Raw genomic sequence first — 11,186 nt, 5'->3', positions numbered from 1 at the left:
ACTTGCTTAACGCCAAGTACAACAATAACAGCGAGTGGAGCCTCAACTTACGCATGGTCAGGAACGGGAGGATTTAGTGCTACAACGGCATCTGCTGATCTTTTAGTAGCAGGAACTTATACCGTAATTGGAACAAATGCCAATGGTTGTACAGCTTCTGCAAGTGTAGAAATTACAGAAGACAAAGTCGTACCAACGGTTACAGTTGTGGGTGCTGATACACTTTGCCATAATTCAACCATTAATTTGACTGCTACTGGCGGAGGAACATATCTATGGTCTGGTCCAAATACATTTAGCTCTACAAGTGCGAATGTTAATATTCCAAATGCAACGGATATTAATTCAGGTACTTATGTCGTAATAGTGACAAGTCCAACGGGTTGTACCGCAACGGGTTCAGCAGTAGTATTAATTAATTCAATTATTAATGCTCCAGTCGTTCAATCTGATACGACGCTTACTTTAGGGAATGCTATTACATTAACAGCAACAGGTTGTACAGGCACATTGAAATGGTTTAAAGCATCTGATAGTACAGTTGTGACAATGCCAGTTTCTCCCACAACTACTACCAGTTATTTTGCTCAATGCGAAACAACAACCAATGGAATAACTTGTGTTAGTGCAAACTCTACTAACGTGAAAGTTGCAATTAGTAATGGTATCGTAATCAGTATCAAAACAGGAAATTGGGAAGACCCAACTACTTGGGATACAGGTACTGTTCCGTCTGCAACAGACCATGTGATAATTGATAGTACTCACGTAGTTACAATTACTACAAATACTGCAACAGCCAAAAAGTTAGAATACAGAACGAATGCTACCCTCAATTTTGCTGACTCAACAGCCAAATTGACAGTTGCGGGACTTTAAGCTGAAAGTTAAACGGCTGAAAGTAAAGTGCTTTCAGCCGTTTAAATCAAAAAATAGAACAAAGAATTTTACAGACTACAGTTATTAATGATTTACCTCTATGAAGACTTACCAACAAAACGGCAATCACAATTTTTTGATTATTAATCAGAAAACCTTGAAAAAGGTTTTGGTTGATAATGTTGTTTTATTAAAAGGCGATGTCAATTATACAACCATTTATTTACGTTATGGGATACAGAAAGTAGTTCCTCGAAGTATAAAATTTTTTGAATCATTTTTGGAAACTCATGGCTTTTTAAGAGTTCATCGTTCTTTTATGATTAATCCCAATTTCGTGAAAACCTATAATCAAGAACAAGATATTTTAGTGATGATAAATGGTCAAGAAGCCAATATTTCAAGAAGGCGAAAACATACAATAAAATCATTCGTTGTGTAAATAGAACCTTTCTCAAAATACTGAAAAAGCCAAGTGTACGTCCTTTCAGATGTAAACTTGGCTTTTTCTTTGTTTAACACAATTTTTAAAAACCTATCCTGTTTTTAGTATTTTATCCATAAATTTGTATTGAATCAAACCAAAAGATTCGTCAATCCTTACTCATAAAACTTCAATAATGACTTCCGACAAGTTATATCATCTACCTGTTATGCTTCAAGAGTGTCTTGACGGGTTAAATATTCGCCCCGATGGGATTTATGTGGATGTTACTTTTGGAGGCGGTGGGCATTCCAAAGCTATTCTCGAACGCTTAGGAGAAAATGGCAAACTTTATTCCTTTGACCAAGACCCCGACGCCAAACAAAACTCTCTCGCTTTTACCGACAATCGCTTTACTTTTATCGAAGCTAATTTCCGAAATATTAAAAAATATTTACGTCTTTACGGTGTCAAAAAAGTTGATGGTATCTTAGCCGATTTTGGTATCTCATCACATCAAATTGATGAACCTTCTCGTGGTTTTTCTACCCGCTTTGAAGGTGATTTAGATATGCGGATGAACCAAAAAGCGGAGGTTTCGGCATTTACAATTATTAATGAATATTCAGAAGCTCAATTGCATAAAATCTTGGGGATGTATGGCGAAATTAAAAATGCCAAAACCCTCGCAAATGCCATTTGTACCGCTCGAATGAATACGCCCATCAAAACAACAGGCGAACTAAAAGCTATCTTAGAAAAACACGCTCCCAAATTCAAAGAGTTTAAATATTTTGCTCAAGTTTTTCAAGCCATTAGAATTGAGGTAAATCAAGAATTAGAGGTAATTCAAGAATTCTTGGAGCAAGTTCCTGATTTGCTAAGAGATACAGAAAGTAGATTAGCCATTATGACTTTTCATTCGTTAGAAGATAGATTGGTTAAAAATTATATTAAAGCAGGAAATTTCAACGGAGAATTAGACCGAGATATTGTTTTCGGAACAGTCACAAAACCCTTAGAAGGTATTACCCGAAAACCTATTGAAGCCTCTCCAGAGGAATTATCAATAAACAATAGAAGCAGGAGTGCAAAGTTGAGAATAGCAACGTTATTTAGTGAATTGTGATTGAGTGAATTAGTGATGTATAGTACAAAATTATTGATTCACAACTAAAAAAGTAGTGTTCTTGAAATCACTAATTTACAATTCATAAACTCACAATTATTAAAGAATATGGCAAAGAACGTTTCAAAAAAACAAAATAGAGAATCATCTACTTACCGACCAAATAGAGGAGTTTTTGCTTTTTTCGACCGTGTTTTTAACATGGATAAAATATTGGGAGGTGTTTTTCCTGCCTCTCAATTGAGATACATCGTCTGGATTTCAGGGCTGATTGTCATTTACATTATTTCTTCGCTCAATGCTGAAAGTCTGATTCATAAAATAGACAAAATGAAAGCTGAGGTAGAAGAAGCCAGAGCTGATTATACAACCCAAAAAGCCGATTTTATGAAGGCTGGCAAACAATCGGAAATTATTAAAAGAGTTGAGCCAATGGGCTTACAAGAAAATAAAACACCGCCAACAAAAATAGTTGTGAGTGAATGATTTGCCCAAAAATCTACAATTCCTCATAATAGAAAACTCATCATTTCAAGAAAATGAACATTAAAAAAGACATCATATTAAGGGTTCGCCTCATGTTTTTGTTCATCCTACTTTTTGCAGTAGGAATTGTTTGGCGTATTATTCAATTACAGACAATTGAGGGTGAAGAATGGCGAGAAAAAGCCAAAAAAGTTTATGTGAAAAAACGTGTTGTGGAAGCAGTTCGTGGAAATATTTACGCCGCCGACGGGAGTTTATTAGCAACGTCATTACCTAAATATAAATTAGGATTTGACCCAATGGTTTCTAAATTAAATAAAGCTAATGCTAAAATCTATGATGAAGGAATAAACCAATTGTGTCATTTATTAGCAGATTTTTATGGAGATAAAGATTGGAAAGACTATTATTCAATGATTGATTTGGCACGTCGTGACAGAGTTAGCTATATCCGTCTAAATGATAAAAAACTTGACTTTCAGCAAAAGAAAGCGATGGAAACTTGGCCGATTTTTAGAGAAGGCAAGTTTAAAGGCGGTGTTGTTTTTGAAAAATCAAATGAGCGTTATAATCCTTTTGGAAAGATGGGATTCAGAACAATTGGGTATAAAAAAGAGAAAGAAAAAGTTGGAATCGAGAACAGTTTTGACCCACAGTTAGCAGGTACAAACGGAAGAGGAAATTTTGAGAAAATCGTAGGTGGAAGTTGGCGACCAATTGATGGGGGAGAAGAATCTATTCCTGTTCCTGGGGTTGATATTTATACAACTATTGATGTAAATATTCAAGACGTTGCCGAAACTTCATTGATGAAATATTTGCGTCAGTTGAGTGCCGATAAAGGTTGTGTTGTTGTGATGGAGGTTGCAACAGGAGAAATAAAAGCAATGACTAATCTTACTCGTTTACGTGATACTTTAGCATTTGCAGAAACCTATAATCATGCAGTTTTAGGTTTGTCTGACCCCGGTTCGGTATTCAAATTGCCGTCTATGGTGGCAATGATGGAAACAGGTGGTTTATCAAATGAAGAATGGGTACACACTGGTGACGGAACGATGAAAATTGGGTCTAAAATCTTGAGAGACACAAAACCTTATGGAACAATTACCGCTCAAGAAGTTTTTGAACACTCTTCCAATGTTGGAACTGCCAAATTGATGTTGAAATATTATAAAGACAAAGAGAACGAATATTATAATAAACTGCATCAATTCCATTTGGACGAACCGTTAAATTTTCAACTTCGTCCCGATGCCAAACCTGTAATAAATCGTCCTAAAGCAGGAGATTTGACTGCAATGCCTTGGAACTCAATTGGCTATGGTACATCAATAACTCCTTTACAAATGTTGGCTTTTTATAATGCTATTGCCAATGATGGAAAATGGATACAACCAATTATTGTAAAGCATACTAAAATTGCTGATAAAATTGAAGATGATTATAAGGTTTCACAAGTGAAATACGAAGAGCCACTATGTAGTAAAGAAACTTTAGAGAAAGTGAAAAAAATGCTTGAAGGTGTAGTAGAAAGAGGGACTGCTTCAAATATTAAAAATGATTTATACAAAATTGCAGGAAAAACAGGAACGTCTCGCAAACTCATAAATGGACAGTACCGAGAAGGAATGTATTATACGTCATTTATCGGATATTTTCCCGCTGATGCTCCTAAATACAGTTGCGTTGTAATGATTGATAATCCTCGTGGGGTAAAACAAGAGGCTCTCTTTGCTGCTGAAGCTTCAGCTCCTGTATTCAAGGAGATTGCAGATAAAATTTATGCTTGCGATATCAGAATGCACAAATTATTAGCGACCAAGAAGCCTAACTCAAAACAATTTGCAACAAAAAAACAAGTTGTACATACAGCAGATATTAAAACAATTTGTGAAGAATTTGATGTCGAAAAAATTCCAACCAATGAAGGCTGGTCAGTAGTAAGAGGAGATGGTGGCGTTTTAGAATACCAAACCCATCAAAACCCCAAAGAACGTATGCCCGATACCAGAGGAATGACATTGAGAAATGCTTTATATGTACTTGAAAACAAAGGGTATAAGGTTCGTTTTCAGGGAGTTGGTAAAGTAGTTAGCCAATCGATTCCACCGGGGGTAAATGCCATTAAAAATCGAAATATTAGTTTAATTTTGAATTAAACTTTTGCAAAACGTATAAAAATAATAAAGCCTAAAGTATTTTTAAAAATAACTTAACCCTAATATATATGTCATTATTTAAAAAAACATCTGAAAATAGTGATTCAGATTCTTCAAATCAGGTATTGGTACGAAATGGATTACTTGGTTTATTGTTACTTGGTGTGCTTTACTTATTTTATAACCAATTCGGGCAAAATAAGAAAACTGATTTGCAGGTAAGTCAGATTCAGATGAATGCTGAAGAAATTAAAATGATTAATACCGACCTCGAACGTCTGAGAGATGACATCAAAGATAATCGTGAGAATATTCAGGAAAAACAGAAAAAAATAGACGAATTACAAACCAAATTAGAAAAAGTAGCAACAGACCAATCAGAGAAAAATGACCAAGAACGTGCTACAATGATGGCTTTGTTGAAAAAACAAATTGCTCAATTGTCGGTAGATAAAGCGAAATTACAAGCTCAAATGACCAAAACAATTGGTGAATATGAAGTAAGAATTGCTAACTTTCAGAAAATTTTGCAAGAAAAAGACAGTATTATTTCTTACCAAAAAAACACGATTCAAGACTTAGAAAGTACAGTCGCTATCAAAAAAGCTGAGTTTAATGAGTTACAAGGCGAATTAAAACAAACAGATGAAATTTTAGACATTTTGGATAATAAAATTCATGTAACCGTAACAAACGTTGGTTTTTATGCCAATGGATTTGACGATGCAGATAATGAATTATCAGATACGAAAAACAAAAAAGATGTTGCCGAAATGGGAATTTATTATGCCCTTAGTAGAAAATTGAAATCTAATGAAAGATTGATAACAGAGTTGACTTTGCCTAATAACGCTATCGTTGGAAAACGTGAGTTTAATAGCAAAGACATTGAAAATATCGAAAAGTTATCAGATAAAAATGGCGTTGACCGTCCTTTGAGTATTAGAGTACAAAAAGGCTCATTTGATGTACCCATGAAAGTGAACTTTTATATTAAAGTTGGTTCTGGAGAAAAACGTACTTTCTTGATTGACTCAAAATTAATTACAGATTTAAAAGCAAAACAGGTTTATTAAGTATAATTTGTCGAATTACTTCACTTTATTATTATAATGACTTATGAACTTAGACATATCATTACAAGAATTGGCGAAATTACAGAAGGATATCTTATCCAAACAGTCCTCTTTTTCCTTAGAGAAAGCAAAAGAACAAGTGGAAAGGTTGAAAAATCAGAACTCTTCTCTAAAGAGGATGAAATAGCTTATTTATCGCTTTATGCTCATGAAAACAATTTATGGTATCAATCATTAGATGAGAATACTTATATAGGTGAGGGAGCGGAACAAAAAGTATATTTAAGTGAAGATGGAAAATTTGTTGTAAAAATTAATGATACAATTTTTTATGCTTCTTGGGAAGATTATTTTATTGGTTTATTGACGCATAATTTTTTGTTTCCCACGACAGCATATCAATTATTGGGCTTTTATAAAGATGAAAGTGCTTTTTATGCAGTAGTAAAACAACCTTTTATTGAATCCACAGAGCCTACTAATTTAGGATTAGTTAGGGTTTTCTTAGAAAAGAATGGCTTTCAGCATAAAAAGAATAATGATTATTTCAATACTGAATTAGGAATAATTTTAGAAGATTTACATGACGAGAACGTGCTTACCAATCAGGGAATATTTTTCTTTATTGACAGTGCGATATATCTGATGTAATTTTAATAGCTATCAAACTACCAAACCCCCGCCAAAATCGGGGGTTTATATTTATCAAAAATATGAAAACATTATCTCAATTAACCTCAACACTCAAACAAAAAAACATTGTTGGAAATGCAGATATAGCAGTTTCTGAATTAATTATCGACTCTCGAAAGGTATCGGAAGGCTCAATGTTTGTGGCTTTGAAAGGTACACAAGTGGACGGACATGCCTTTATTACTAAAGCGATAGAGTTAGGTGCAACTTCTATTTTGTGTGAAGATTTGCCCGAAACACAACCCGAAACGGTCACATTTTTACAAGTGCCAGACGCTGCGGAGGCTTTGGGATACATGGCTTCTGAATTTTATGATAATCCTTCTAAAAAACTAAAATTAGTAGGAATTACAGGAACAAATGGCAAGACGACGACGGTAACGCTTTTATTTCGTTTGTTCCGTGCTTTGGGTTATCGTTGTGGATTGATTTCTACCGTTCAAAATCAAATTGATGAAGATGTTATTCCTTCAACCCATACCACGCCTGATGCCGTTAATTTGAATAAATTATTGGCAGAAATGGCTCAGGCGGGTTGTACGCACGCATTTATGGAAGTGAGTTCGCATTCCGTAGTTCAGCACCGTATTACTGGGCTATCATTTACGGGTGGTATTTTCTCGAATATTACTCATGACCATCTCGATTTTCACGGAACATTTGATAATTACATCAAAGCCAAAAAAGGCTTTTTTGATGCTCTTCCAAAAACCGCTTTTGCACTTACCAATATCGACGACCGTCGTGGAGGTGTGATGTTGCAGAATACCAAAGCAAGTATCAACACTTATTCTTTGGAAACATTGGCAACTGTAAAAGGACGTATTATTTCAGACAGTATTTATGGTTTGCAAATGGAAATTGATAATCAAGAGATTCATTTTCAATTGATTGGAACGTTCAATGCTTATAATTTGATGGCAATTTATGGAGCTGCGGTTTTGCTTGGAGAAGATAAAGACGAAGTTTTAATGCAAATGTCTGCTCTACAAACTGCTCCGGGGCGTTTTGAGCAAATTGTTTCAGCAAAAGACCAGAAAGTCGGAATTGTAGATTATGCACACACGCCAGATGCTTTGGAAAATGTTTTGAAAACCATCAATCAAATAAAAGAAGGAAATCAGCAAGTCATTACTGTGGTGGGTTGCGGAGGAAATCGTGATGCGACCAAACGCCCAATTATGGCAAAAATCGCTTGTGAATTATCGAATAAAGTTATTTTAACTTCCGACAATCCACGTAATGAAGACCCTGCCGAAATTTTAGAACAAATGCGTAAAGGTATTCCTCCGATTGATTTTAAGAAAACAAAAATTATTGAAGATAGAAAAGAAGCTATTCTTTTATCTGTAAGGGAATTGGCAGAAGCAGGAGATATTATTTTAGTAGCAGGAAAAGGGCATGAAAACTACCAAGAAATCAAGGGCGTGAAACATCATTTTGATGATAAAGAAATCTTGGCAGAAGCCTTTGGAAATTAGTTGCTCAATTGGCTAACTAATAATAAAAAATAGTTGAATGGTCCACGAACTACCACGTTTTTACGAGATGGTAATGGATACATTGAAACAATCTGATGAATGTAATTTTCTAAATTAGAAATGAATTTCATGTAGATAGAGATTTAGTTTTTGAATGATGTTGTAAAATTACGGCTAAAAAATTAGAATGTAACTACCGTTTCCTCAATCTAAGAAAAATACTATTTTTACTTGCTTCAAATCAGTGTTATAGAACTTTCTTTGCTTTACAACAAAATCATAGCTTCATAAAATTATGATTTTGTTGTAAATTGCATCATGCAATCCTTAGAATTCCAAGAAGAAATAACCGTTTTTGCTGACGTAATTATTCCCGTCGCTATTCCTAATTTATATACTTATCGTGTACCCCGTGAGTACGCTACGAGTATTTGTGTGGGTGCGAGAGTAATCGTGCAATTTGGTAAAACCAAGGTTGTTACGGCTGTTGTGGCTAAATTACACAATAAACCTCCCGAAAAATATCAGGCAAAATATGTGCTTGAATTATTGGACGATGCTCCATTGGTTACCCCTCAACAAATTGATTTATTTCATTGGATTTCAGAATATTATATGTGTACCGTTGGTGAGGTGCTGAATGTTGCATTGCCGTCTGGACTAAAAATTTCCAGTCTTTCTAAAGTACAATTTAATCCAGAATTTTCGTATCCTGATTTATTGACAGAACGTGAGCGTGAAATCATTGAAGAATTGAAAAAACATCAATCTTTAAACTATGATGAACTTGCCCGTTTTGCCGAAGTTAAGAATGTTTACCATATCATAAAGTCACTGATTCAGAAAAAAGCAGTTATCGTTTTTGAAGAAGTTAGAGAAAAATATTCGCCCAAAATCTTAAAAAAAGTACGATTAACGTCTTTTTATGAAGATGAAAGTTATCTCAAAATTTTGTTGGGAGAGTTAGAAAAGAAGCCTCAGCAATTAGACGTTTTACTGCATTATCTGCGTTACGTTCCTGTTTTACGTTCTCCAGAATTAAACAATAAAGGCTTAGAAAAGAGTGCTTTAACAAAAGCGGAGGTTTCGGATAGTGCAATAAAAACGCTTGTCAAAAATGGAATTTTAGAGCAGTTTGAAGTCGTAGTAAGTCGTTTTGAAGAAGACCTTGATTTTGTGGAAGCTCCAACGCCAACGCTTTCGAGTTCGCAGGAAAAGGCTTTTTCTGAAATCATGAATAGCTTTCAAGAAAAAGATACAACGCTACTGCACGGAATTACAGGAAGTGGCAAAACGGAGGTTTACATCAAATTGATTGAGCAGGTTTTAGAAAGTGGTTCGCAAGTTTTGTACCTTCTTCCCGAAATTGCTTTGACCACCCAAATTGTTGTCAGATTACGAAAAGTTTTTGGCGATAAAATGGGCATTTACCACTCTCGATTCTCGGATAATGAACGTGTAGAAGTCTGGAAAGGCGTTGTTTCTGGTAAGTTTTCCTTTGTCATTGGCGTTCGTTCTGCCGTGTTTTTACCTTTTGATAATTTGGGTTTAATCATCGTTGATGAAGAACACGAAACTTCCTATAAACAGTTTGACCCTGCTCCCCGCTATCACGCTCGTGATGTGGCGGTTGTGATTGCTCACCGCCAAAAAGCCAAAGTTTTATTGGGTTCGGCTACGCCTTCCATCGAAAGTTTTTATAATGCCCAAACCAATCGTTACGGCTTTGTGGAGATGACAGAACGTTTTGGAAGCACACAATTGCCTGATATTGAATTGATTGATGTGAAAGTTGCCCGAAAACAGAAAATGGTAAAAGGCGATTTTTCTGATTTGATGTTAGACCGTGTTCGACTAAATTTAGAGAAAAAAGAGCAAACGATTTTCTTCCAAAACCGTCGTGGATATTCGCCATATATTCAGTGTGAAGACTGCGATACGATTGCGTCTTGCAATAATTGTGATGTTAGTTTGACCTATCATTACAACGGTCAAGAATTGCGTTGTCATTACTGCGGACACCACGAACCCATGCCCAGAACTTGTCAGGCTTGCGGTTCGGTGAAGTTGCGGACGAGAGGTTATGGTACTGAAAAAATAGAAGAAGAATTACAAATTCTTTTCCCTTCGGCAAAAATTGCTCGGATGGATTTGGATACAACTCGTACAAAAACTGCTTTTCAAACCTTAATAAACGAAGTAGAAAGCGGTGGTGTAGATATGCTTGTGGGTACACAAATGGTGGCAAAAGGACTTGATTTTGAGAAAGTTAGCTTGGTTTGTGTTTTTGATGCCGACCGAATGATTCACTTCCCAGATTTCCGTTCGGCAGAAAGGGCGTTCCAATTATTAACCCAAGTAGCGGGGCGTGCGGGTAGGAGAGGCACGCAAGGGAAAGTGTTGATTCAGACGAATAATCCTTCACAAAAAATCTTGAAGCAAATTATTGAAAATGATTATGTTGGTTTGTACAAAGATGAAATTAAAGAACGTGAAGATTTTCAATATCCACCTTTTACAAGATTGATTCAGATAACGGTTAAACACATTGACCAACCCATTGCCGAAAAAGCGGCTGAAGAATTAGCCAATAAATTAGCCGAAAAACTAAGCAAACAACGAGTTTTAGGTCCAGAAAAACCATTAGTTGAACGCATCAGAAATCAGTTTTTGTTTGAAGTAATGATAAAATTAGAGAAAACACTCAATCTAAAAGCTGCCAAAGCCTTTATTGCCGAAGAAGTAATGAACCTGAGATTATCGAAAGATTTTAAAGGAATTTCGGTGGTAGTGGATGTGGATTGTGGATAATACCATTCACTAACTAATCTCGTATTTGTGATATTTTATAGTGGA

9 protein-coding genes are annotated in these 11,186 nt (G+C 35.4%); all 9 read left to right on the top strand.

Annotated features, from left to right (window positions below):
• On the top strand, positions 1 to 879 hold an 879-nt coding region (locus LV89_RS21820; RefSeq protein WP_374755158.1), incomplete at its 5' end, for a PKD domain-containing protein.
• A 100-nt stretch (positions 880 to 979) separates the two neighbouring features.
• Positions 980 to 1,321, top strand: coding sequence for a LytR/AlgR family response regulator transcription factor (locus LV89_RS21815; protein ID WP_109745055.1), 342 nt, complete (start codon positions 980 to 982; stop codon positions 1,319 to 1,321).
• A 178-nt stretch (positions 1,322 to 1,499) separates the two neighbouring features.
• Complete coding sequence (gene rsmH / locus LV89_RS21810) at positions 1,500 to 2,432, top strand: 16S rRNA (cytosine(1402)-N(4))-methyltransferase RsmH (RefSeq protein ID WP_109745054.1); 933 nt, start codon at positions 1,500 to 1,502, stop codon at positions 2,430 to 2,432.
• Between the two features lie 108 nt (positions 2,433 to 2,540).
• Entirely contained in the window at positions 2,541 to 2,918 is a 378-nt protein-coding gene (locus LV89_RS21805) for an FtsL-like putative cell division protein (protein ID WP_109745053.1), read from the top strand.
• 53 nt (positions 2,919 to 2,971) lie between these two features.
• A complete protein-coding gene (locus tag LV89_RS21800) occupies positions 2,972 to 5,080 on the top strand; it encodes a PASTA domain-containing penicillin-binding protein (protein WP_109745052.1) in 2,109 nt (702 codons plus the stop codon).
• Positions 5,081 to 5,148: 68 nt separating this feature from the next.
• Entirely contained in the window at positions 5,149 to 6,156 is a 1,008-nt protein-coding gene (locus LV89_RS21795; RefSeq protein WP_109745051.1) for a coiled-coil domain-containing protein, read from the top strand.
• Positions 6,157 to 6,192: 36 nt separating this feature from the next.
• The gene (locus LV89_RS21790; RefSeq protein WP_109745050.1) at positions 6,193 to 6,807 is read left to right on the top strand and encodes a putative polyvalent protein kinase domain-containing protein; all 615 of its coding nucleotides are present in this window, start codon (positions 6,193 to 6,195) and stop codon (positions 6,805 to 6,807) included.
• A gap of 62 nt (positions 6,808 to 6,869) precedes the next feature.
• Positions 6,870 to 8,330 carry a UDP-N-acetylmuramoyl-L-alanyl-D-glutamate--2,6-diaminopimelate ligase gene (locus LV89_RS21785; protein WP_109745049.1) on the top strand — a complete coding sequence of 487 codons (1,461 nt, stop codon included), beginning with the start codon at positions 6,870 to 6,872 and terminating at the stop codon, positions 8,328 to 8,330.
• A 318-nt stretch (positions 8,331 to 8,648) separates the two neighbouring features.
• Positions 8,649 to 11,141: a replication restart helicase PriA gene (gene priA, locus LV89_RS21780; protein WP_109745048.1), complete on the top strand. Its 2,493-nt coding sequence runs from the start codon at positions 8,649 to 8,651 to the stop codon at positions 11,139 to 11,141.
• The last annotated feature ends 45 nt before the right edge of the window (positions 11,142 to 11,186 follow it).

Origin of the sequence: Arcicella aurantiaca (assembly GCF_003148625.1) — a bacterium.
GTDB classification, from domain to species: domain Bacteria; phylum Bacteroidota; class Bacteroidia; order Cytophagales; family Spirosomataceae; genus Arcicella; species Arcicella aurantiaca.
Note: the sequence above shows the minus strand (reverse complement) of the source record. Positions and strands in the feature narration are given on the sequence as shown.